This is a genomic window from Bacillus sp. EKM208B, assembly GCF_011800725.1.
In the GTDB taxonomy this organism is placed as follows: Bacteria; Bacillota; Bacilli; order Bacillales; family Bacillaceae; genus Bacillus; species Bacillus velezensis.
On sequence record NZ_JAANHO010000003.1, the window covers coordinates 20,126 to 43,708 of the forward strand.

Here is a 23,583-nt window from a genome sequence, read left to right on the forward strand (position 1 = left end):
CGGATCTGTCATGAACCGGAGTTTTTGCCGTGCTTATGAAAAGTGAAAACATAAGCCAAATGCTGAATCATCATCAGAATGAAAATTAAAAGAATCGGAAAAAAGGGAAGATGCGGCTGAATCAGCGGATAAAACAAAAGCAGAACGGCTGCGGCCGGCAATGAGAAGTAAACGGCAATATACGAGGAACGGCAAGCTTTAGCCGTCATCATCCGTTCTCTTTCATCCTGTTCCTCAAATTCATCGGGCACAAGCCTGTGCTTTTTGCCGTTTCGTTTTTTCTTTTCGGCATAGACATACAATGCGGCACAAACGGTAAACAGCAGAAACGGCGTGATGTTCAGCTCAAATGAACCGCTCCCCTCCGTTTGGAAAAACTGGGCGATCCGCGGCGCCGCTTCCATAAAGGAAATAAGCGTCCAGCAGGCCAATCCGTAGAGTGCAAGGTGAAAACACGCTTTTCTTTTCAAACTCATTTTTTCTCCTCCTCCAGCCAGAAAACTTCCTCCATCGGCAGGGAGAAAGCCCGGCAGATGTTAAGCGCCAATAAAAGTGAAGGCACATAATCTCCTTTTTCAATCGCTGCAATCGTCTGTCTGGTGGCTCCGGCTTCTTTTCCGAGCGTTTCCTGAGAATAGCCGAATCTGGCTCTCAGCTCTTTTACTTTATTTTTCATCATCACGCATACCTCAAGTTTTCTTCTTTTTCATATTGTATGAGGTTCTTAACAAAATGTAAACCCAACTTAACATGTGGACAAAAAAAGAATTTTTTTCGACAAATTTTTTAACATTCCCTTGACGAAAAAAAAATAAACATGTAATATTAGAAACGTCAAAGCGGTACTGACAAAAAAGAATTTTGATGCGGGTGTAGTTTAGTGGTAAAACCTCAGCCTTCCAAGCTGATGTCGTGAGTTCGATTCTCATCACCCGCTCCATACATACGTTATTAACGCAGTGTTTCGTTTCTCTGATAAACGAAGTATTGCGTTTTTTTATGTGAAAAAAGACACGAAAGGCGTGTCTTTTTATGAAAGCCAAGAGACGGTATGCGTGCCTCCGTGAATTTGTTCAAACATTTTGGTTAAGGATGATAGCAGCTCATCCGCCGCGTCGGCATGAAATGAAGGCGGGAAAAAGATCAGCTGCAGCATTTCTTTTGTGCCGGGCGTGACAGGGCATGTATTGATATGTCCGGTGAAATCGCCGAAAACGCCGTCCGGTCCGGAGAAGGACAGTACGCTTTCTTTTTCTCCGATCGTAATCGAAATCGGTTCATCTATTTCTGCGGCGTCATACGCCATGATAGGCAATGAATATTTCAAGGAGAAAAAAAGTATGGTATCATGGGCTGAATTCACACTTTCAATGAATCGTTCCCGGGAAATATCGCCGAGCATAAGCTCCATCGGCGTTTTTTGTCCTGAAAAGGCGGGACTGAGCTGTTCCATCATACGCGCCCACTCTTTAACAAAAGGCTGCTCATCTATACCGCCGTCAGCATAATCAAAGTAAAGAGATTCTTGAAATAAACGGAGGCGGCCTTTCAGCATTTGCGGAGCAGGCCCGACTTCGATCTGTTCATATAAGACGGCTGCCGCTTTGATCCCCGGCACCCGTTCAGCAATAAGTGGATCTAAACTGATGTTCAAGTGTGTTCACTCCATTTCGGGATGATAAAACTCTATTATACCTGTGCGGGAGCCTGATCACAAAGAAAGGAGGCTGTGCAAAAAATGAATATTCATAAACTGAAAGAGGAATTAATCGAATACGCCAAAAGCATCGGAGTTGACAAAATCGGGTTTACGACGGCTGATACGTTCGACAGTCTGCGGGACCGGCTGATTCTTCAGGAATCACTCGGCTATTTATCCGGTTTTGAAGAGCCGGATATTGAAAAACGGGTTACTCCGTCTTTGCTTCTCCCGAAAGCCAAATCAATCGTCGCCATCGCCCTTGCTTATCCTTCCAAAATGAAAGATGCGCCGAGGAGCACGAGAGACGGGCGGCGCGGCATTTTTTGCAGAGCTTCCTGGGGGAAGGATTATCATGATGTGCTGCGGGAAAAGCTTGATCTGCTGGAAAATTTTCTCCAAAGCAAACATGAGGATATCCGCACAAAGTCAATGGTGGATACAGGAGAATTGTCCGACAGGGCCGTGGCTGAACGGGCGGGAATCGGCTTCAGCGCCAAAAACTGCATGATCACCACGCCTGAATACGGCTCTTACGTCTATCTGGCTGAAATGATCACCAATCTGCCCTTTGAACCGGATGTGCCGATTGAAGATATGTGCGGTACTTGCACAAAATGTTTAGACGCGTGTCCGACCGGCGCGCTCGTCAATCCCGGACAGCTTAACGCCCAGCGCTGTATTTCGTTCCTGACCCAGACAAAGGGATTTTTGCCGGATGAGTTCCGCACGAAAATCGGAAACCGTCTGTATGGCTGTGACACGTGCCAGACGGTCTGTCCGATTAATAAGGGGAAAGATTTTCATCTTCATCCGCAGATGGAGCCTGATCCGGAAATCGCAAAGCCGCTGTTAAAGCCGCTTTTGACCATAAGCAACCGCGAATTCAAAGAAAAATTCGGACATGTATCGGGATCATGGCGCGGCAAGAAGCCGATACAGCGGAATGCGATTTTAGCTTTGGCTCATTTTAAAGATGCCTCGTCTCTTCCGGAATTAACGGCCTTGATGCACCAAGATCCGCGCCCCGTCATCAGGGGTACGGCCGCCTGGGCCATCGGGAAAATCGGTGATCCTGATTATGCGGAGGAATTAGAAAAAGCGCTTCAAAAGGAGCAGGATGAGGACGCCATACGGGAAATTGAAAAGGGACTGGAGCTGTTATCGGTTTCTGATAAGACTAAAACCGGCCGGTCCTGACATATGTATAGAGAAAAAGCACTTGGCCGGAGTTCAAGTGTTTTTTCTTTATAAAATCGTATGGTGGGTGGAGCGCTTGAAGCATATTATTGAAGATTTAGCGGAGGCCCGGCTTCATTATTTAATCAACGGAACTGAGATGAGGCAGAATGGGCAGGCCGGCGATCTTGAGGTCCTGACGAGAAAAAAAGAGCTGTTTAAAAAACGGAAAGTTGATATCGTGAAAGCGAAGGCAAAAGCCGTCATCGTCAAAAGCAGCCTTGAGGACGACGGCACGTTATGCGTCATGTACACGATTCATTTCGAATATTTGTGCAAGGAGCATGACGGACACCTTTACTTAGAAGAGCAGATTGAGGAACGGACTGCATTTCTCTATGATCAGCTTTTGATTAAAGACCGGGAAGTAAAGAAAAAACCGGCGGGATTTTCTGACGGAAACAGCGTAATTGAATATGAGCGGAGTGAAAGGGAAGATTTCGGGCGGGCGTTTCAATACGACCGTCTGGCTGCCGTGCAGTACGCGGAGAAGTTTTGGAATAAACGAAATCCCGCTTATAAAAATTTCAGCGACAACTGCACCAATTTTATTTCCCAATGTTTACATGCCGGAAAAGCGCCGATGCGGGGGCATCCGAACAGAGGCTCAGGCTGGTGGATGAAGGCAAGCTCGTGGAGCTACAGCTGGACGGTCGCGCATTCGATGAAGATGTATCTGGCCCAATCCAAGGCAGGGCTTCGCGCGGTGCAAGTATCAAGAGCTGAAGAACTGATGCCCGGAGATATCATTTGCTATGATTTTGAAGGAGACGGCCGTTTTAATCATACGGCGATCGTGGTCGCGAAAGATAAAAGCAATATGCCGCTTGTCAATGCCCAAACGTATGACAGCAGAATGAGATATTGGTCATATGAGGATTCAACGGCGTATACTCCTTCCATCAGATATGCGTTTTTTCATATTACGGATGATACGACAAAAGAGTAATTAATGATATAATGGTGGGCGGAATAAAAAACAGAGGTGAACATCGTGGCATTACATGTCGTTTTATATCAACCCGAAATCCCGGCCAATACGGGAAATATCGCACGTACTTGTGCGGCAACAGACACAACGCTTCATTTGATCCGCCCGCTCGGATTCTCGACCGATGATAAAATGCTGAAGCGCGCCGGACTCGATTATTGGGAGTTCGTCAACGTCGTATATCATGATTCATTGGAAGAGTTATTTGAGGCATATGAGAACGGAAAGTTTTTCTTCATTACAAAATTCGGCCAAAAGCCGCACACATCATTTGATTACTCAAATACGGAGGAAGACTTTTTCTTCGTATTCGGCAGAGAAACGAGCGGACTTCCGAAAGAATTGATCGAAAACAATATGGACCGCTGCCTGCGTCTTCCTATGACCGAGCATGTGAGATCATTAAACCTGTCCAACACGGCCGCGATTCTTGTATATGAAGCGCTGCGCCAGCAAAATTACAGAGATTTGACGTGAGAAAAAAACGCCCGCATCCGGGCGTTTTTTTATTGAATAAAAAAGACGGACAGCAGCGGTTTACGGCATTTTTATATTTCCAGGCTTAACAACGTAACAGTGTTATGTTACAATACATTCATCGAAGGAGCTGGATTCATGGAGGAACAACTGATTTCTAAAAAAGAATTGCTGGAAGAAACATCAATTTCATACGGGCAGCTGTACCGCTGGAAACGGAAAAATTTAATTCCTGAAGAATGGTTTATCCGAAAATCAACATTTACAGGCCAGGAAACTTTTTTTCCGAGAGCGGAAATATTAAAACGTATCTCAAAAATACAGAAAATGAAAGAAAATCTGTCTCTGGATGAAATGAGAGAAATGCTGTCTCCGCAAATGACTGATGTCAATATAACGTCTGCGGAGCTGCTTCAAAAGGGGCTGATTTCAAAGGCCGCGCTGCAAGTTTATGGCGAAGACGGCGTGACATTCACGTCCCGCGCGCTGCTGTCTTTATATGTGCTTGAAGGGCTTTTGCGATCGGGCAATATCAGCCTTGAGGAAGGAAAATTGGCGGCAGGGGTGCTGAAAACGTATGAGGCTTCCGAACTGAAAGCAAATACGGAGCTTGTCATGCTCCGAAAGCTTGGCGTAACGACGTGCTTCATCGCAGACGCGGAACATATTTTATTTGAACCGACTGTCAAAGTGGTTGAACGGGTGGCGCTTGCTGCGGCATCGGAAGAATTAAAAACGAAATGGATGCAGGAGGACCATCAATGGAAGTAACAGATAAATTAATCATCAACGGTTCAGGAAGTTCAAAAGGAGGCCGTTTTCATACAGTGGAGATCAACGGAAGCGGCACGGTGTCAGGTGATGTGGAGTGCGCGAGCTTTTTGTTTAACGGCAGCGGAAAAACAGACGGACATGTCAAGACGCAAACGCTGACGATCAGCGGTTCGGGGGAAATTTCCGGCAGTGCCGAAGCTGAATCCATCCGTATCAACGGAACGGGTGTCATTAAAGGTGATGTCAAAACGGAGCGGCTGAACGTCGCGGGATTTTCATCTTTCGGCGGCGGTGTGAAAGCTGATGATATTTTCATATCCGGGAAAGCCGGGATTGAAGGCGATTGCGAGACAGAGACGTTCCGTTCGGAAGGCAAATGCAAGATCGGCGGCCTGCTGAATGCCGATGAAGTCAGTATTAAGCTGGCGGCGGGAGAAAGCCATGTGAAAGAGATCGGCTGCCGCCATTTGAAAGTGATGAGCAGAAAGAGTGTGCTTACGCGTTTTAAGCTGATGCCGGCCCCGGTGCTGACAGCGGAGCTGATTGAAGGTGACATCATTGAATTGGCGGACACGAACGCGAAGACAGTCCGCGGAAATCATGTGCGGATCGGCGCAGGCTGCACCATTGGGACTGTGGAATACAGCGGCGATTTTACATGTGATCCTTCCGCTTTGGTTAACAAAGTCGTGAAACGATAGGAGGAACTGCGATGGAAACGACAAAAAAATTGAGTCATTTAAAAATGTACGGAGCCGGACACGCCTCCGGCGGCTCCTACCAAAATGTAAGCATTAAAGGGGAAGGAACTGTCGGCGAAGGACTTCAAAGCGAACGCTGCCGGATATTCGGTACGGGACTTTTTCTCGGAGATGCCGAGATCAACAGGCTGAAAATTTTCGGAGAGCATGAAGTTGCAGGAGATTTATCAGCACGTTCAGCAAATGTGATGGGCACATTGAAAGTCGGCGGCTCCATGCGTTTCGCCACGATGAGGCTGAAAGGACTTGCTGAAATTGGCGGCGGGGCCGCGGGAGAGCAGTGTCATATAAAAGGCAGTCTCACCGTCGGCGGCGATTGCGAGACGGAGCTGCTTCATGTAACAGGATGTATCAATGTGGCGGGATTGTTAAACGCGGGGGACGTAAACATCCATTTGCGTTATGACCGAAGCCGCGTGAAAGAAATCGGCGGCACATCGATCAACGTCAGACGGAAACCCGGTTTTCTTAAACGGAAACCCGGCACGCTTTCTGCTGAATTGATCGAAGGAGACGCAATTTACCTCGAATACACGGAAGCGGACATCGTCAGAGGAAAGCATGTGGAAATCGGCCCGGGCTGCAAAATCGGAAAAATCGAGTATCAAACAAGCTGCAAATCTCATGAAAAATCAACAGTCCAAGAACATATTCAAATATGAAACATTGTTATGTTGTACAGGAAAGGGTGCTCTTTATGAAGAGCACCCTTTTGCCGTTATTTGTTTTCAGGTTTGCTGTCGTAACCCGCCGTAAAAATGGATACTAAAAAAGTGAGAATGACCCCAAGTAAAATGATCGTTTTCATCATTTCTCCTCCTCTTTGCTTTTCCATTTGATGTCCGAGTCTGGATGAAACTGTATTTCTTTCATTATGAACGGTGCACCGGACCCTTGTCAATGACGGCCTTATAACGTCTTTATTTTTAAGAAACGAAAAGCATGTATTATCACGTCACCGCATAGATTGTAACAAAGTACCTTATTTCTAGTGCATTAACCATGATAGAGGAGGTTCTTATGGATATATTAAAGAAAATTGAAAAGTACAGAGAGGAAGAGCAGCGTCTCAAATGGGAAGGGACGTTCGCTGATTATTTGGAGATCATAAAAGAAAATCCATTGGTCGCGCAGTCTGCTCATTCTCGCGTTTTTAATATGATAAAAGACAGCGGAATCGAGGAGGATGACGGTAAAAAGACATACAGCTTTTTCTCGAGGGAGCTGTTCGGCCTTGAGGAATCTCTGGAACGGCTCGTGGAGGAATACTTTCACCCGGCTGCCAAGCGGCTCGATGTAAGAAAACGGATTTTACTATTGATGGGACCCGTCAGCGGCGGAAAGTCAACTCTTGTCACCATGCTGAAAAAAGGGCTTGAAGCCTACTCATTGACAGACAACGGCGCTGTTTACGCCATTAAAGGCTGCCCGATGCATGAAGATCCTCTCCATCTCATTCCCCATCATCTGCGCGACGACTTCTACAGAGAATACGGCATCAGAATTGAGGGCAGCCTTTCTCCGCTTAATGTCATGCGGCTTGAAGAAGAATACGGCGGCAGAATTGAGGATGTAAAGGTTGAACGTATATTCTTCTCGGAGGATAAACGTACCGGAATCGGAACCTTCAGCCCGTCTGACCCGAAATCACAGGATATCGCCGACTTGACGGGGAGTATTGATTTTTCAACGATTGCCGAATACGGCTCGGAATCAGATCCGCGCGCTTATCGGTTTGACGGTGAATTAAATAAAGCGAACCGCGGAATGATGGAGTTTCAGGAAATGCTGAAATGCGATGAAAAATTTCTGTGGCACCTTCTGTCACTCACGCAGGAAGGCAATTTCAAAGCCGGACGGTTTGCGCTCATCTCAGCCGACGAATTGGTTGTTGCGCATACGAACGAAACGGAGTACCGCTCGTTTATTGCCAATAAGAAAAATGAAGCCCTTCACTCCAGGATCATCGTGATGCCTGTTCCTTATAATTTAAAGGTGTCAGAGGAAGAACGGATTTATGAAAAAATGATTTCTGAAAGTGATGTTTCTGACGTACACATCGCCCCCCATACATTAAAAGTGGCAGCGATGTTTTCTATTTTGACCAGGCTGAAGGAACCGAACCGCTCTGATATTGATCTCGTCAAAAAAATGAGGCTCTATGACGGAGAAAGCGTTGAAGGTTACAATTCCGTTGATCTGGAGGATATGAAGAAGGAATTCCATGATGAAGGAATGAGCGGAATTGACCCGCGCTATGTCATCAACCGCATTTCCTCAACGATTATCAGAAAAAATATGGAATCGATCAATTCGCTTGACGTGCTGCGTTCCTTAAAAGAAGGACTCGACCAGCATCCGTCCATCTCCGCCGAGGACAAAGAGCGGTATATGAATTTTATTTCCGCCGCCAGGAAAGAGTACGATGATATCGCCAAAAAGGAAGTGCAGAAGGCGTTCGTCTATTCATATGAAGAATCCGCGAAAACTCTCATGGACAATTATTTAGATAATGTGGAAGCGTACTGCAATAAAAATAAGCTCCGCGACCCGCTGACGGGAGAAGAAATGAATCCTGACGAAAAACTGATGAGATCCATTGAAGAGCAGATCGGCATTTCAGAAAACGCGAAAAAAGCGTTCCGCGAAGAAATCTTAATCCGCATATCCGCATATGCAAGAAAAGGAAAACGCTTTGACTATAATTCGCACGAAAGACTCCGCGAAGCGATTCAGAAAAAGCTGTTCGCAGACTTAAAAGATGTGGTGAAAATTACGACCTCCACCAAAACGCCGGATGAGCAGCAGCTGAAAAAGGTCAATGAGGTAGTGGCAAGATTAATAGATGAACACGGCTATAATTCGACTAGCGCTAATGAACTGCTGAAGTATGTCGGAAGCTTGTTAAACCGCTGATGTTTGATTTCATTGAGAGGCCCGTCTGTAAAAGGACGGGTTCTTTTGTCTGTTTTTCGCAATTGTTTGTCAATTGGAGAGTCCGGCCGGCATAAGATAAAAATAAATCTTTTCGCCGGACTTGTTTCATAAACAGGACCAAGCCGGAATACACATGTAAAACGACCATAACGGTTAAGGAGGGGAATTCATGTCCCGTAATGACAGCGGAAATTTTTTGATTTCAGAGGAAGACTGGTCCCTCCATCGCAAAGGCTTTGACGACCAGCAGCGCCACCAAAAGAAAGTACAGGAAGCGATAAAAAACAACCTTCCGGACCTTGTCACTGAGGAAAGCATTATTATGTCCAACGGAAAAGATGTCGTGAAAATCCCGATTCGTTCGCTTGATGAATATAAAATCCGTTATAACTATGATAAAAATAAACATGTCGGCCAAGGCGACGGCGACAGCGAAGTCGGCGATGTCGTCGCAAGAGACGGCGCAGATAAAAAGCAGGGTGCCGGAAAAGGCCAGGGAGCCGGCGATCAGGCAGGCGAGGATTATTATGAAGCGGAAGTTTCATTGATGGATCTGGAAGAAGCGCTGTTTCAGGAATTAGAACTGCCGAATCTGCAGCAAAAGGAAAGGGACAATATCGTCCATACCGATATCGAGTTCAATGATATCCGGAAAACCGGGCTGACAGGGAATATCGATAAGAAAAGGACGATGCTGTCGGCCTATAAACGAAACGCCATGACAGGCAAGCCGTCGTTTTACCCTATTTATCCGGAAGATCTGAAATACAAAACATGGAATGATGTGACGAAGCCGGAATCGAAAGCTGTCGTTTTAGCCATGATGGATACAAGCGGTTCGATGGGCGTATGGGAAAAGTATATGGCGAGGAGCTTCTTTTTTTGGATGACACGATTTTTACGGACAAAGTATGAAACGGTTGATATCGAATTTATCGCCCACCATACGGAAGCGAAGGTTGTGTCGGAAGAAGATTTTTTCTCGAAAGGCGAGAGCGGGGGCACCATCTGTTCCTCCGTTTATCGGAAGTCTCTTGAATTAATTGATGAAAAATATGACCCCGCCCGCTACAACATCTATCCGTTTCATTTTTCAGACGGAGATAACCTGACTTCGGATAACGCCCGGTGCGTAAAGCTCGTCAATGACATCATGAAAAAATCGAATCTGTTCTGTTACGGTGAGGTCAATCAATATAACAGGCATTCCACCCTCATGTCCGCCTATAAAAATGTCAAAGATGATAAATTTAAATACTACATCCTGAAACAGAAATCAGACGTATTTCAAGCGCTGAAAAGCTTTTTTAAAAATGAGGAAGCCGGTGTAAGCAAAGCATCGTATTAAATATAAAGCCGAGTGAAGAATCGTGCGGCCGCGGTTCTTCACTCGGCTTTTTTAAATTAAAAATAAAGAGAAAAAACGGCATAAAAAAAATCCTTAAAAAATGAAACTTTTCTCTTTACAAACCTTCTTTCATTTATTAATATTTTATCTTGTGAACTATTATTAAGGGAATGAGGTGAAAATACGGTGATTGAATCAGAGCTCGCTTTGCTCAGTTTTGAACAACTGTTTGATACTTCCAGATCGATTTACAAAAAGCAGAAAATGATTCTGGAGACAGTTCTTGAACCTTTTGATATTACAGTACTGCAGTATCTGCTGATGTTCAAAATACATAAGAGCAAAAGCACGCAGCTTTCAAGGCTGGCTTTGTCGCTTGATCTGAAACCGGCGTCTGTCACGAGAATGACCGATATTCTGTATAAGCGCCGCCTAATGGTTCGGAGCGACTATCACGACGACCGGCGTGTTGTTATGATTCAGTTAACCGAAGAGGGGGAAGAACTTCTAAAGAAAGCTGCTGTTCAATATGCCGAAAAAGCGGCGGTCTTATACCGGCAGCTCAATACCGCTGAACTGCAGTACCTGCGCAAGCTTGCGGAAAGTTTAACGAAGCTTGCAAACGGCTGTGCAGTGAAAAACGGAAAATAAAAAAATCCCCACATATTTTTATCATCATTCCACAAAATGATAGAGGAAGAAACGAAAGGAGAAAACAAAATGAACAGAGGACGTTTAATTCTGACCAACATTATCGGTTTGATTGTTGTTCTTGCAATTATAGGCGGAGGTGCTTACTACTATTATCAAAGCACACACTATGTAAAAACCGATGAAGCAAAAGTTGCCGGCGATATGGCTGCTATCACAGCTCCTGCTGCGGGTAAAGTAACTGACTGGAACCTTGATGAGGGGAAAGAAGTAAGCAAAAACGACGTTGTTGCAAAAATCAAAGGACAGCAAAATGCTGACGTAAAAGCCATCATGGATGGAACAATCGTGAAAAACGAAGTGAAAAACGGCCAAATGGTGCAAGCCGGTACGACAATTGCCCAGGAAATTGACATGAAACATCTTTACATCACTGCAAACATTAAAGAAACAGACATTAGAGACATTGAAGTAGGAAACAAAGTAGACGTAATTGTTGACGGCGACCCTAATACAACATTTGACGGAACAGTAGAAGAAATCGGTTATGCGACAAATTCAACATTTGATATGCTGCCTTCTTCAAACTCAAGCGGCAACTACACAAAAGTAACGCAAAAAGTTCCTGTTAAAATTTCACTCAGCAACCCATCTGACAAGGTGCTTCCTGGTATGAACGCATCTGTAAAAATCTCTGAATAATACAGATCAGTCATCAAACCATGAAGGGAGGTTGTCTTAGGTGGCTAAATCAGATAATCAAGTAAAAAGTCCTAAAACATTGCTTATTGTGCTTATGGCCGGGTTATTCCTGGCGATCTTGAACCAAACGCTTCTTAACGTGGCGATGCCGCACTTAATGACCGAGTTCGGTGTGAGTGCGACGACGATTCAGTGGCTTACGACCGGATACATGCTGGTCAACGGTGTTTTGATTCCGTTATCTGCGTTCTTAATTACCCGGTTCGGACAGAGAAGCCTCTTTCTCGTAGCCATGTTCTGTTTTACAGCGGGAACGTTAGTCTGCGGAATCGCGCCTAACTTCTCAACCATGCTGATCGGCCGGTTAATTCAGGCGGTCGGCGGCGGTATCCTGCAGCCGCTGGTCATGACAACCATTCTGCTTATCTTCCCGCCTGAAAGCAGGGGGAAAGGAATGGGGATTTTCGGTCTTGCGATGATGTTTGCTCCGGCGGTCGGACCGACTCTTTCCGGCTGGATCATCGAGCATTACACATGGCGCATTATGTTCTACGGTCTTGTTCCGATCGGGGCAATCGTTATTATCATAGCGTTTTTCCTCTTTAAGAACTTGGTGGAACCGCAAAAAATCAAACTCGACAGCTTGGGTGCGATTCTATCCATTGTCGGATTTGCCTCATTGCTTTACGGAGTCAGTGAAGCGGGCAGCGACGGCTGGGGAGATCCGATCGTGCTTTCTACCGTCATTGTCGGTGTCATCGCGATTGCCGCGTTTGTCATTCAGCAATTGCGCTCTGAAAAACCGATGCTCGACTTCCGGGTATTTAAATATGATATTTTCTCACTTTCCAGTGTGATTAACATCATTATTACCGTTGCGCTTTACACAGGAATGTTCCTGCTTCCGATTTACCTGCAGAACTTAGTCGGCTTTACGGCGCTGCAATCGGGTCTCTTGCTATTGCCGGGCGCGATTGTCATGCTGATCATGTCGCCGATTTCCGGTATTCTGTTTGACAAAATCGGTCCGAGACCGCTTGCGATTATCGGGCTGGTCATCACGGTCGCAACGACATTCCAGTACACAAAATTGACAATTGACACACCTTACACGCACATTATGCTTGTCTATGCCATCCGCGCATTCGGTATGTCACTGTTAATGATGCCTGTTATGACAGCCGGAATGAACCAGCTTCCGGCACGCTTGAACAGCCACGGCACGGCGATGAGCAACACGCTCCGCCAGATCAGCGGTTCAATCGGAACAAGTTTGATCACAACGATTTATACGAACCGTACGACAATGCACTATTCGCAGATTGCGGATAAAACGAGCACGGCTGATCCAAGCTTCATGCAGTCGTTCCAAAGCGCGGTTTCGAATTTAATGGTCAACATGAACATGTCGCTTGATGCGGCGAAACAAACCGTTTATTCATATCTCTACAAAACAGCTTCACTTAATTCCAACGTTATGGGGATTAATGACGCGTTTATGTGGGCGACGATCTTTGCGGTTATCGGCGTAGTCCTGAGTCTGTTCTTGCGTGACGTACGGAAAGACAAACAGCGGGCGAAGAAAAAAGAGGAGCTGTCATTGCTTCCGGCCCCTAAAGAAGTGAAGGAATCTTAATCATCTGAATGGGAGGTTTCCTGAATGAAAATTTACGTAGTGTACGATAGTGAAGGCGAACACACAAAACACCTTGCTGAAGCCATTGCCGAAGGAGCGCGAGAAAACGCTGAGGCTGAAGTCCTGATCGACCATGTCGATCAAGCAGACATCCGCAAGCTGAAAGACATGGATGCCATTATCTGGGGATGCCCGGGACACTTTGGCACCATCAGTTCAGGCTTAAAAGCGTGGATCGACAGACTCGGCTATCTGTGGGCTGAAGGCGAGCTGATTGATAAAGTCGGCGCCGTATTCTGTACGACGGCGACAACACATGGCGGATTAGAAATGACAATGCACAATCTGATCACTCCTATGTTTCACCAAGGCATGATTGTTGTCGGACTTCCCGGCAACGTTCCTGAAAACGCGCTGTACGGCTCTTACTACGGCGCAGGCGTCACATGCCCGGTTGACAGCGATGTGCTGATGACGGAAGAAGGCCTTCAATTAGGCCGTGCGCTTGGCAGACGTGTCAGCCAAGTCACAGGTAATCTAACTGCCGGACGACAGTAAGGAGAGGGTTATATGGCCATTATTATAGCGGTTATTGCTGCTGTCATTGTGATTGCACTTCTTATCACATTCAATGTCCGCAGCACTTCTGCAGGACAGGATGTCAAAGAAGAAAAGAGAGAAGCGATCGGCACTACAGCCGAACAGCCGGAAAAGCATGATCCGGCCGAGGAGCGCTCAGCCGAGCATGCTCCCGTCGTTGTGAAATCTGAATCTCCCCGTGAGAAAAAGAATACAATGGGCGATGATGTGTACCGTCAGGCGCTTCAGAAGTTTAAGACTTCTGAGACGGATCGGGAAACAAACGATCCTGATAGCGGCGGCAAAATGCAGGATAGCAGCTATCGTGATGCGCTGCTCTCCTTAAAAAACAAAAAGAAGTAATTGAAAAGGCAAATCTGCGTAAGAGCGGATTTGTCTTTTTTTTATTGAAGATATTGTAATACGTGATGATCTAGTGTACTATGTTACTCATACACTTGATCCGAATGGAGAGAGCAAGAATGACATCGTTTTTAGGTTTGCTGAAAAAAGATGCGAAGGTTTCATGGATTTGGCTCGCGGTGTGGCTTTTCGGCATGATTTGCTTGGCGTTTGCAGCCCACGTCATCGCTGCCCGTCAGAAAGAACCGCTCGTCATTTTCGGCTTTTTTGCGGCAATGGGGTTTTTTCAATTTCTTGTAGCGCCGCTTTTTATGTACTATCACCTTCATAAAGAAGGAAAAAACCAGCTGTGGCTTTACAATCCGAATGGAGGATTTTATCTGCTGGCTTCCAAGCTGACGGCCTCACTGCTGTATCAGTTGATCGGGCAGCTGGCGCTGACCGGTTACGGCATTTGGATGTACCGGATGCTTTCTGCAAAAGGAGCGCTGGAACACACCATTCCCCTGGCCGGCACATTAACCGGACTGAATGCTTACCTGCTGATCAGTTCAGCGTACTTATCTGTGATCGTGGCCGTATTTTGGACTGTTTTTCACTCATTAAAACATGTTCCCGTCCTCCGTTGGGTGATCTGCATCGTGCTTGCGTTTGTCTGGACCTATATTGACGATAAAATCATTACGCCTTTCACTTCATCTCAACATGATTTATGGCCGGTAAAAGTGTATGCGAATTTTGATTTTCATTATACAAAATTGACCGGATGGACGATGGAGCTGAAAGCCGTCCACATTTCGCTTTTCAGTTTCCTGGCAGTGATCGTGCTTGCGGCGCTCTGTCTCGCGCTGGCCTCTATGCTGCTGAATCGAAAGGTTGAGGTGTAATGATGGAGAATGAATTTCAGTCATCCAAGCCGATTTATCTGCAGATTGCCGATCGTGTATATTACCGGCTGATCCGAAGTGAGCTTTCACCGGGGGACAAACTGCCGTCCGTAAGGGAGATGGCCGTACAGATGAAAGTGAATCCGAACACGATACAAAGAACGTACAGTGAAATGGAAAGGCTGGGGATCGTGGAGACGAGAAGAGGACAGGGAACCTTTATAGCGGAAAGATCCGATCTGAAAGCGGAGCTGAAAGACAGGCTGACAAAAGACGTTTTCAAACGCTTTATTCAGGAAATGGCGGAGCTGGGGTTATCTCCTGAGGAAATGCTCGACGGGATCAAACGATATGCGGGGGAAGCAAACGATGAATCTTGATTTTGAACGCGTAACAAAAAAATACGGCCGCAGGCTCGCGGTCAGCGATGTATCATTTTCATTGTCTCCGGGTAAAATCTACGGAATGTTAGGGCCGAACGGAAGCGGGAAATCAACAACGCTTAAAATGCTTGCCGGGCTTGCGTTCCCGACATCGGGCGCCGTCCGGATCGGAGACTGCGCAGTAAGCAGGAACATGCTGTTTCGTACGGCTTATTTAACCGAACATGATATGTTTTCCGCCCGGACGACCGTCGGTGATATGCTCACATTTTATCATACGCAATTCCCGGATTTTCAGCTGGAAAAAGCACATAACCTATTAACGGAAATGAATCTTTCAGCGAAGCAGAAGATAAAAGAGCTCTCCAAAGGCAGCCGGGGCAGGCTGAAAATCGTTTTGGCCCTGTCGAGAAAAGCATCCGTCATTCTGCTGGATGAGCCGTTTTCAGGTCTTGATCCGGCGGTCAGAGAGTCGATTGTCAACAGTCTCGTATCTTATATTGATTTTGACAGCCAGATCGTCGTCATTGCCACGCATGAGATCGGCGAGATTGAGACGCTGTTAGACGAAGTGATGGTTTTCATAAAAGGGAAAATCGCTGAACGGCGCGAGGTCGAAGAAATCCGGGAACAGGAAGGAATGTCCGTGCTGCAATGGTACAGAAGCGTCATGCAGGCGAACGAAATAGAAGGGGGATTCTAATTGGAAACGGTATTAGAACTGCAACAGGTAAAGAAAACGATTAAAGGACGAACGATTATTCATGATTTGAGCTTCTCCGTCCGGGCGGGCGAAGTGTTTGGATTTTTAGGGCCGAACGGAGCGGGGAAAACCACTACGATCAGAATGATGGTCGGATTAATGAAACTGTCTCAGGGAGACATCGTAATCTGCGGGGAATCCATTACGAAAAACTATGCAAAAGCGGTCAGGCACGTCGGAGCCATCGTGGAAAACCCGGAGCTGTACAAATTCCTGAGCGGTTATAAAAATTTACAGCAGTACGCAAGGATGGTAAAAGGCGTTACGAAAGAAAAAATAGATGAGGTCATCGAGCTCGTCGGGTTGCAGGACAGAATACATGACAAAGTAAAAACCTACTCTCTCGGAATGAGACAGCGTCTCGGCCTCGCCCAAAGCCTGCTGCATAATCCTAAGGTGCTGATTCTGGATGAACCGACAAACGGCCTTGATCCCGCGGGCATCAGGGAAATCAGGGACCATCTGAAAAAGCTGACACGTGAAAAAGGAATGGCTGTCATCGTCTCTAGCCATCTGCTGTCAGAAATGGAGTTAATGTGCGACCGAATCGGCATTCTGCAAAAAGGGGAGCTTGTCGATATTCAAAAAGTAAGGGATGAAGGAAAAGAGGATAAAGATACATACTTCTTCCATATTGAACAAAGAGAAGAGGCTCTTGCCGTTCTGAGTCAGTTTGACTGTGTGAAGAAGACAAACGGTATTGAGATCAAGCTGTCAAAACAGGAAGTGCCTGATGTGATATCTCTGCTCGTCCGTGAAAACATCCGCTTATATGAAGTGAAAATCATGACAAAATCTTTGGAAGACCGTTTCTTGGAGATTACCGGCGGGACGAAAGAGGAGGTTCAATATGTTTAAGCTGATCTATAATGAATGGATAAAAATTTTCAGCCGCGTCGGCACGTGGGCTATGATTGTAATTTTAGGCGTTTCGATGATCGGTTTTGCGCTTCTGTCAAACCATTTCACCTCGAACGAAGCCAATCCGAATTGGAAACAGGAGCTCCAAGCTGAAAACAAAGAAATGAAACAGCAGATGAAGGAAACCGGAAACCAGACGCTCATTGATAACCTGAAACAGAATGTCGCGATAAATCAATACCGTATGGATCATAACATCCCCGAGGATACAGGGTACACAGTGTGGTCATACGTAGCTGATTCTTCGATGATGACTGTTTTGACCGGGCTGTTTACGATTATCATTGCCGCAGGCATCGTGGCGAATGAGTTCAACTGGGGGACGATCAAGCTGCTGGCTATCCGTCCGCTCAGCCGTTTTCAGATTTTGCTATCTAAATATATGACGGTGCTGCTGTTCGGACTGCTGATGCTTGTGATTTTATTTGCCGGCTCCGCTCTGTTGGGATTGGTCTTTTTCGGTACAGGCGGAGATACTGCGGCTGATGTTCATCTCGTATACAAAGACGGCCATGTTTTTGAGCAAAATATCATCGCTTTCCTCGCTAAAACATATGTCTATGAATCTGTCTCCGCTTTTATGCTTGCGACGATGGCGTTTATGCTGTCTGCGGTATTCCGGAACAGCTCATTAGCAGTCGGATTTTCTATTTTTCTATTGGTTATGGGGAACACGGCGACGGTATTTCTTGCTGCGAAATTTGAATGGACCAAATATATTTTATTTGCGAACACGGATTTGTCGCAATATATGAACGGGACTCCTTTAGTAGAGGGGATGACGATGACATTTTCGGTTGTGATGCTTGTGATTTACTTCGTTATTTTTCTGGCGCTCGCATTCGGCGTCTTCTTAAAACGCGATATTGCCACCTGATATAAAAAAGCTGTTTTGCCTTTGCAAAACAGCTTTTCGTTTTAGATGAAAAAAACCTGCCGGCGTAAACCGGCAGGTTTTTTAAACAATTTATGCTTTTGTTACGTTAGCAGCTTGTGGTCCGCGGTTTCCTTCAACGATTTCGAAAGAAACAGATTGGCCTTCTTCTAAAGTTTTGAAGCCTTCGCCTTGAATAGCAGAGAAGTGAACGAATACATCGTCTTGACCTTCTACTTCGATGAATCCGAATCCTTTTTCAGAGTTGAACCATTTTACTTTACCTTCTAACATGAAATTTCCTCCTAAAGCGACATAACGCTTAAATTCACTATTCTTGCTCTAAAACAAACTTCCAAGACGAAAACTCTTACAAAACTTTCTTCTTAAAGATAGTTCGAACAAAAATAATTACCTTTACTCTACCAGTAATTCGAAGAAAAAACAACTGCTAAATGTAACTTTTTTCGAAATAACATGTTTTAAGAGGAGAACGCTCTGATACGGAAATCTGATTTGAGACTAGAACAGCCCATTTTCAGCTGATAAAAACCGCTTTGCGCCTCTTAAGGAAGCAATTGACAACCCTTTTTTTAATCGGTATTGTATGTAATCATGAGCCCGAATACCATGGTGCAGCCTCTGTACATAAAAATAGATAGGGAGTAGGTCAACTTGAACCTGCGGCTTATAAACAGTCTGTTTCTTTTCATTTTGATCATGTTACTTACTTCATGCCATTATCCTGACGGGAACCGGACAATTACTATCGGAATCAATGAATCTGATCAATCGATCTGGGAGTTTGTCGCGAAAAAAGCCGGTGAGGAAGGATTGCAGCTTTCTTTGGTAACGTTTTCGGATTATGCCGAGGCCGATTTGGCGCTTGCCGGCGGGGATCTCGACGCCAATGCGTTCCAATCCGTTTCTTATTTTCAATCTTTGCCGCCTCATGTGAAAAAGAAGCTGGCTCCTTTAGGAACGACATATGCGGCATCGCTGGGGGTGTATTCCAAGCAGCATAAACGGCTGAAGGATATACCTGACGGAGCGGTCATTGCCGTGCCTGATGAAGCGGCGGCCTTCGGCAGGGCGCTTTTTCTCATGCAGGAGGCCGGACTGATGACATTGAAAAAGGGATTCACCGGTACGGGTTCAACTGATATGATCAAGGACAACCCGAAGCATCTGACCTTAAAAACGGAAACAAAAAAGAACGCATATCAGGCGGCGGAACATGCTGACGCAGCAGTTCTCAGTCAAAGCGAGGCGAAAAGAGCAGGATTTCATGCGGAGAAGGACGCGCTGATCCGATCGGCGCAAATGAAGGAAGCGTATATTCATCTGATCGCCGTCAGAGCTGAGGATAAAGATGATGAACGGATGCAAAAACTCCTGTCTTTGTATCAATCAGATGATACCGCGGCGTTTATTGAAAAAGAATATGAGGGCAGCCTGATTCCTGTTTTCCTGAGGGGCGGCTTTCTCACTGAAAAGAAAGAATGATTTCCGCTTCGGGCGATCATTCTTTTTTTTCAGTGCTGCACACTTGATTGCGCCCTGATGTTTTCGCTTTGTACAGCATCCGGTCTGCGATCAGGGGCAATGTATGAGGATCCGATGTATTTGTCGGATAATGCGCGATGCCGAGGGAAACGGTCACGGGAATTGTATCTCCGCTCGTCAGCAGAATCGGGTTCGCGTCAATCGTGTGCCTGATTTCCTCTGCGAGGTGAAGCCCTTTCGTATACGTGCAATTGGGCATAAGCACGGCAAATTCTTCCCCGCCGATGCGGGCTGACGGATCAGAACTGCTGAGTAAGAACCTCAGGCGCGCCCCCAGTTCCTTCAGCACTTGATCCCCTTCATAATGGCCGTATTGATCATTGATCTGCTTAAAGTGATCAATATCCAAATAAATAAGCGCGAGCTGAGACGAGGGGGATTGAGACGCCCGATCGTACAGAACGCGCGAGACTTCCTCGAATTTTCTCTTATTAAAAATCCCCGTCAGAAAATCATAATTCGCTTGAAACTTGTATTGCTTGAACAAAAGGCGGGCATCGGCTTCGTGTTTAATAATATACAGCGACAGCATTCCGCCCAAGACGGAAATGAGCCAATAATAAACGAGGGCCCCGGCAGGCTGTTCGGGCATAAGAAACAGCAGCGTCAGGGTGAAAATAACATTTGAAAAAAGCAGCATAACGAACGCCATTTTGTGATCCGGCTTTTTTCCTCTGAGGACGGCCGCAGAAAGTATCGCAATAACCCCGATGGCGGCGATGGAAAAAATGGCGCTGGCATTGAAATTGATCAGGATACGGCCTGCGACGATAATCGCAAAGGCGGCTGCCGTAGACACCCAGCCTCCGTAAAGAGCGGCGATGATAATGGGGATATTTCTGAGATCAATGATGGAATCGGAGTAAGAAAAGCCGAAAGCAATCAGAAAAACCCCTAAAAGCCCGCAGACCGTCCCCTTCAGTAATTGAAACATCAGACGGTCTTCTTTATACGAAAGCGACTCTTTAAAAAGAAGGGTGAACAGATAATTAAATGTAATTAAAATTGTCAAATTAAGAAACAGTTCCTTCAGCATAACAATCACCCTTATATAAGTTACTAGAGAAAGGGTGGAAAGAAAAGAGAAAAGTCTATAAAAATACATATTTTGTCAATTCTTACTTGACCGATCGGAATTCATATAATATAGTGTTAAAGGATAATGAGCAAGGGAGTGTTTACCTGTTTTGGAGAATTTATTTATAGTCTTACATGTTTTTATTATGCTTTTGCTTATAGCAGGTTTGTTTGTCATGCAAAAAAAACACGTTTCCTTTTCTAAACGTGTCTTTACCGCGCTCGGACTAGGCATTGTATTCGGTTTTGCACTGCAATTGATTTACGGGCCGGCTTCACATACCGTGACACAAACGGCCGATTGGTTTAATATTGCCGGCGGCGGTTATGTCAAATTGCTTCAGATGATCGTCATGCCGCTAGTCTTTATTTCTATTCTCGGCGCATTTACGAAGCTGAAACTGACCCATAACATCGGGAAAATCAGCGGACTGATCATTGGGATTTTGATCGCTACAACAGCAATTGCTGCGGCAGTCGGAATTGTTTCGGCGCTTTCCTTTGATCTGAAAGCCGTTCATATCGACCAGGGAAGCACCGAGTTATCAAGAGGCCAGGAGCTGCAGCAAAAATCTGAGGATATGACGGCCAAAACGCTGCCTCAGCAAATCGTTGAGCTTCTGCCGGGAAATCCGTTTCTTGATTTCACGGGGGCCAGACCGACTTCCACCATCGGAGTCGTTATTTTCGCCGCTTTCCTCGGCATCGCTTTTCTGGGCGTGAAACGGAAGCAGCCGGAGCACGCTGCGACGTTCAGCGGAATTGTCGATGCGGTATACGCGATTATTATGCGCGTCGTGACGTTAATTTTAAGATTGACGCCTTACGGGGTATTGGCGATTATGACAAAGACGATCGCGACAAGCGACATCGACAGCATTGCGAAACTGGGGATGTTTGTGATCGCTTCATACGCCGCGCTTATCGTCATGTTTATCATTCACCTGCTGCTGATTACGTTCAGCGGTTTAAATCCGATCACATACGTGAAAAAAGCATTTCCTGTCATGGTGTTTGCGTTTACGTCCCGTTCAAGCGCAGGGGCTTTGCCGCTCAATATTAAAACGCAAAAAAGCATGGGCGTCCCTGAAGGAATTGCGAACTTCGCCGGTTCATTCGGTTTATCGATCGGTCAAAACGGCTGTGCCGGCATTTACCCGGCGATGCTCGCGATGATGATTGCGCCGACAGTAGGGCAAAACCCGTTTGAACCGGGATTCATCATCTCCGTCATCGCCATCGTGGCAATCAGTTCATTCGGTGTAGCAGGCGTGGGAGGCGGCGCGACATTTGCGGCTCTGCTCGTCCTATCCGCTTTGAACATGCCTGTCGCGCTTGCCGGGCTGCTCATTTCAATTGAGCCGTTAATTGACATGGGGCGTACCGCCTTAAATGTGAGCGGCAGTATGACCGCAGGGCTGTTAACAAGTAAAATGACGAAGGAAACCGATACCGCGGTGTACAATGATTCCTCAATCGTCATTGAAGCTGAAGAAGCTTAACAGCAGATCGATGGTTCATTCTCTTATAGAAAAATAATAGATAGAGCGCTAAAACGAAAAATCCTTCATCGTTGAACGAATGAAGGATTTTTTCGTTTCTAATGATTTCCGGGTTCAATTTCTTCCAGCATATTCATCACGGTGCTGTCATTTAAAACATTTACCGCGCTTTCTTCGAAGTGAATCGGCTCGGTATAGTGAGGCTTCGGCGAAGTTTCTTTACTGCGGTCTGCCTGTCCGTCTGTATGGGATGAGCCGGAGTGATTGCGGGAAGTCTGCTCATGCTGCTGTCCGCCGGAATCCCCGCCGAACGCCTGTTTGATCAGCTCGGCAGGCTGCGTGGAGCCGTTTTGTGAATGCCGGGCTTTGTCCGTGTGCTGCTGTCCGCCGGAATCCCCGCCGAACGCCTGTTTGATCAGCTCGGCAGGCTGCAATGAGCCGTTTTGTGAATGCCGGGCTTTGTCCGTGTGCTGCTGTCCGCCGGATTCCCCGCCGAACGCCTGTTGAATCAGGTCAGCAGGCTGCATGGAATGTGTGCCATCTTTATGCTGCATACTGCCTGAAACCATTCCGGAGATTTTCCGGCGGATTTCGGGTGATAAAGCTGCAATCAGAATCGATGATCCGATCAGCAGCGCTGTCGGGCTGATGCCGCTTTTTTTTCTGAACAAGTTAAATCCCTCCTCATTCAATTGATTACGCTTACCTTTCCCTTTCCTTCTGATATTTATCCAAACCGCTCAGAATGCAAACGGCGTGCATAAATCCCGCCGAATAGAAAAACCTATACGTAAAGTGAGAAAGGAGGAATTCACATGATAAAAAAGCAAGCAGTTATCTCTGCCCTTCTTCTGCCGATGCTGATTACCGCAGGGTGCAGTATGGGGAACCAGGGAGAAGGAAAACGAAATGACAACCGCACCCAGAATGTAAATTACCGCAACACGCCTAACGACGGTGCGACAAATATGAATACAGTGAACCGTCATAACCAAAACACCGATCACAATGACAATCGTAACCTGAGAGTGGCTGATAAAGCCGCCGACAAGGTGACTGATTTAAAAGAAGTTAAAAATGCGACTGTGATCGTTGCCGGAAACAGCGCATATGTTGCCGTTGTTCTGACAAACGGGCAAAAAGGCGCCATCGCCAACCATTTAAAAAATAAAATTACCGATAAGGTGAAATCAGCCGATAAACATGTCCGGACTGTATATGTATCAGCGAACCCGGACTTCGTTGAACGTATGCAAGGCTACGGAAAACGAATCCAAAACGGACATCCTGTATCCGGTCTGTTTGATGAATTCGGCCAAATGGTGCAGCGTGTATTCCCAAACCCCAATAAATAAATGAATGGAAAAGCCGCATTTGCTGCGGCTTTTTTATTTTATCTGCCGTCACGACCCAGCGCTCCTGAGCATAAAGTAAAGAATGAGATGAAAATTGA

Annotated in this window: 27 protein-coding genes and 1 tRNA gene; 22 read left to right on the plus strand and 6 right to left on the minus strand. The window is 46.1% G+C overall.

Annotated features, from left to right (window positions below; translation table 11 throughout):
* Positions 1–8: 8 nt before the first annotated feature.
* Positions 9–476 (minus strand): hypothetical protein, encoded by a 468-nt coding sequence (locus tag G9F75_RS05485; protein WP_167408958.1) that lies wholly within the window; start codon positions 474–476, stop codon positions 9–11.
* On the minus strand, positions 473–676 hold the full coding sequence (locus G9F75_RS05490; RefSeq protein ID WP_003155407.1) for a helix-turn-helix transcriptional regulator: 204 nt from the start codon (positions 674–676) through the stop codon (positions 473–475). Before G9F75_RS05490 ends, G9F75_RS05485 begins: the two co-directional genes overlap by 4 nt.
* A gap of 190 nt (positions 677–866) precedes the next feature.
* Here G9F75_RS05490 and G9F75_RS05495 point away from each other — a divergent pair.
* A tRNA-Gly gene (locus tag G9F75_RS05495) sits at positions 867–940 on the plus strand.
* Positions 941–1,030: 90 nt separating this feature from the next.
* Here the strand turns inward: G9F75_RS05495 and G9F75_RS05500 are convergent.
* The gene (locus tag G9F75_RS05500; RefSeq protein WP_167408959.1) at positions 1,031–1,654 is read right to left on the minus strand and encodes a hypothetical protein; all 624 of its coding nucleotides are present in this window, start codon (positions 1,652–1,654) and stop codon (positions 1,031–1,033) included.
* Positions 1,655–1,738: 84 nt separating this feature from the next.
* On the opposite strand from G9F75_RS05500, the gene queG reads away from it, so the two are divergent.
* The 18 genes from queG (at position 1,739) to G9F75_RS05590 (ending at position 17,988) form a co-directional block, all read left to right on the plus strand.
* Positions 1,739–2,899: a tRNA epoxyqueuosine(34) reductase QueG gene (queG, locus tag G9F75_RS05505; RefSeq protein WP_029973233.1), complete on the plus strand. Its 1,161-nt coding sequence runs from the start codon at positions 1,739–1,741 to the stop codon at positions 2,897–2,899.
* 76 nt (positions 2,900–2,975) lie between these two features.
* A complete protein-coding gene (locus G9F75_RS05510; protein ID WP_031304428.1) occupies positions 2,976–3,887 on the plus strand; it encodes an amidase domain-containing protein in 912 nt (303 codons plus the stop codon).
* 36 nt (positions 3,888–3,923) lie between these two features.
* On the plus strand, positions 3,924–4,406 hold the full coding sequence (trmL, locus tag G9F75_RS05515; protein WP_007610253.1) for a tRNA (uridine(34)/cytosine(34)/5-carboxymethylaminomethyluridine(34)-2'-O)-methyltransferase TrmL: 483 nt from the start codon (positions 3,924–3,926) through the stop codon (positions 4,404–4,406).
* Positions 4,407–4,544: 138 nt separating this feature from the next.
* Positions 4,545–5,177, plus strand: coding sequence for a YhbD family protein (locus tag G9F75_RS05520; protein WP_007408428.1), 633 nt, complete (start codon positions 4,545–4,547; stop codon positions 5,175–5,177).
* Positions 5,168–5,881, plus strand: coding sequence for a polymer-forming cytoskeletal protein (locus G9F75_RS05525; protein WP_014417266.1), 714 nt, complete (start codon positions 5,168–5,170; stop codon positions 5,879–5,881). Before G9F75_RS05520 ends, G9F75_RS05525 begins: the two co-directional genes overlap by 10 nt.
* Positions 5,882–5,892: 11 nt before the next feature.
* Positions 5,893–6,603: a hypothetical protein gene (locus G9F75_RS05530; protein ID WP_109566805.1), complete on the plus strand. Its 711-nt coding sequence runs from the start codon at positions 5,893–5,895 to the stop codon at positions 6,601–6,603.
* Positions 6,604–6,961: 358 nt separating this feature from the next.
* Positions 6,962–8,857, plus strand: a complete 1,896-nt coding sequence (gene prkA, locus G9F75_RS05535; RefSeq protein ID WP_003155391.1) for a serine/threonine protein kinase PrkA — start codon at positions 6,962–6,964, stop codon at positions 8,855–8,857.
* A 190-nt stretch (positions 8,858–9,047) separates the two neighbouring features.
* A complete protein-coding gene (yhbH, locus tag G9F75_RS05540; protein ID WP_017417325.1) occupies positions 9,048–10,226 on the plus strand; it encodes a sporulation protein YhbH in 1,179 nt (392 codons plus the stop codon).
* Positions 10,227–10,412: 186 nt separating this feature from the next.
* Positions 10,413–10,877 carry a MarR family transcriptional regulator gene (locus G9F75_RS05545; protein WP_003155389.1) on the plus strand — a complete coding sequence of 155 codons (465 nt, stop codon included), beginning with the start codon at positions 10,413–10,415 and terminating at the stop codon, positions 10,875–10,877.
* A 36-nt stretch (positions 10,878–10,913) separates the two neighbouring features.
* Positions 10,914–11,579 (plus strand): HlyD family secretion protein, encoded by a 666-nt coding sequence (locus G9F75_RS05550; RefSeq protein ID WP_007610259.1) that lies wholly within the window; start codon positions 10,914–10,916, stop codon positions 11,577–11,579.
* Positions 11,580–11,619: 40 nt separating this feature from the next.
* Positions 11,620–13,215 carry an MFS transporter gene (locus G9F75_RS05555; RefSeq protein WP_003155387.1) on the plus strand — a complete coding sequence of 532 codons (1,596 nt, stop codon included), beginning with the start codon at positions 11,620–11,622 and terminating at the stop codon, positions 13,213–13,215.
* Positions 13,216–13,239: 24 nt separating this feature from the next.
* Positions 13,240–13,773, plus strand: coding sequence for an NAD(P)H-dependent oxidoreductase (locus G9F75_RS05560; protein WP_003155386.1), 534 nt, complete (start codon positions 13,240–13,242; stop codon positions 13,771–13,773).
* Positions 13,774–13,785: 12 nt separating this feature from the next.
* The gene (locus G9F75_RS05565) at positions 13,786–14,157 is read left to right on the plus strand and encodes a hypothetical protein (RefSeq protein ID WP_014417269.1); all 372 of its coding nucleotides are present in this window, start codon (positions 13,786–13,788) and stop codon (positions 14,155–14,157) included.
* A 119-nt stretch (positions 14,158–14,276) separates the two neighbouring features.
* The gene (locus G9F75_RS05570; protein WP_167408960.1) at positions 14,277–15,044 is read left to right on the plus strand and encodes a hypothetical protein; all 768 of its coding nucleotides are present in this window, start codon (positions 14,277–14,279) and stop codon (positions 15,042–15,044) included.
* A 2-nt stretch (positions 15,045–15,046) separates the two neighbouring features.
* Positions 15,047–15,424 (plus strand): GntR family transcriptional regulator, encoded by a 378-nt coding sequence (locus G9F75_RS05575; protein WP_014417271.1) that lies wholly within the window; start codon positions 15,047–15,049, stop codon positions 15,422–15,424.
* Positions 15,414–16,130, plus strand: coding sequence for an ATP-binding cassette domain-containing protein (locus G9F75_RS05580; protein WP_072177648.1), 717 nt, complete (start codon positions 15,414–15,416; stop codon positions 16,128–16,130). Before G9F75_RS05575 ends, G9F75_RS05580 begins: the two co-directional genes overlap by 11 nt.
* Complete coding sequence (locus tag G9F75_RS05585) at positions 16,131–17,048, plus strand: ABC transporter ATP-binding protein (RefSeq protein WP_012117151.1); 918 nt, start codon at positions 16,131–16,133, stop codon at positions 17,046–17,048.
* The gene (locus tag G9F75_RS05590) at positions 17,041–17,988 is read left to right on the plus strand and encodes an ABC transporter permease (protein ID WP_014417273.1); all 948 of its coding nucleotides are present in this window, start codon (positions 17,041–17,043) and stop codon (positions 17,986–17,988) included. The genes G9F75_RS05585 and G9F75_RS05590 overlap by 8 nt, the downstream gene beginning before the upstream one ends.
* 90 nt (positions 17,989–18,078) lie before the next feature.
* On the opposite strand, the gene cspB is transcribed toward G9F75_RS05590, so the two are convergent.
* Positions 18,079–18,279 carry a cold shock-like protein CspB gene (gene cspB / locus G9F75_RS05595; protein WP_003155376.1) on the minus strand — a complete coding sequence of 67 codons (201 nt, stop codon included), beginning with the start codon at positions 18,277–18,279 and terminating at the stop codon, positions 18,079–18,081.
* 381 nt (positions 18,280–18,660) lie between these two features.
* Between cspB and G9F75_RS05600 the strand changes: the two genes are divergently transcribed.
* Positions 18,661–19,491, plus strand: coding sequence for a MetQ/NlpA family ABC transporter substrate-binding protein (locus tag G9F75_RS05600; RefSeq protein WP_021494896.1), 831 nt, complete (start codon positions 18,661–18,663; stop codon positions 19,489–19,491).
* 16 nt (positions 19,492–19,507) lie between these two features.
* Here the strand turns inward: G9F75_RS05600 and G9F75_RS05605 are convergent, their stop codons facing one another.
* Entirely contained in the window at positions 19,508–20,587 is a 1,080-nt protein-coding gene (locus tag G9F75_RS05605; protein ID WP_167408961.1) for a GGDEF domain-containing protein, read from the minus strand.
* A gap of 151 nt (positions 20,588–20,738) precedes the next feature.
* On the opposite strand from G9F75_RS05605, the gene G9F75_RS05610 reads away from it, so the two are divergent.
* A complete protein-coding gene (locus G9F75_RS05610; protein ID WP_167408962.1) occupies positions 20,739–22,130 on the plus strand; it encodes an L-cystine transporter in 1,392 nt (463 codons plus the stop codon).
* A 98-nt stretch (positions 22,131–22,228) separates the two neighbouring features.
* Here G9F75_RS05610 and G9F75_RS05615 read toward each other — a convergent pair whose 3' ends face one another.
* Positions 22,229–22,801: a hypothetical protein gene (locus tag G9F75_RS05615; protein ID WP_029973224.1), complete on the minus strand. Its 573-nt coding sequence runs from the start codon at positions 22,799–22,801 to the stop codon at positions 22,229–22,231.
* Positions 22,802–22,945: 144 nt separating this feature from the next.
* Here G9F75_RS05615 and G9F75_RS05620 point away from each other — a divergent pair, with 144 nt between their 5' ends.
* Positions 22,946–23,485 (plus strand): YhcN/YlaJ family sporulation lipoprotein, encoded by a 540-nt coding sequence (locus tag G9F75_RS05620; RefSeq protein WP_003155362.1) that lies wholly within the window; start codon positions 22,946–22,948, stop codon positions 23,483–23,485.
* Positions 23,486–23,583 lie beyond the last annotated feature (98 nt).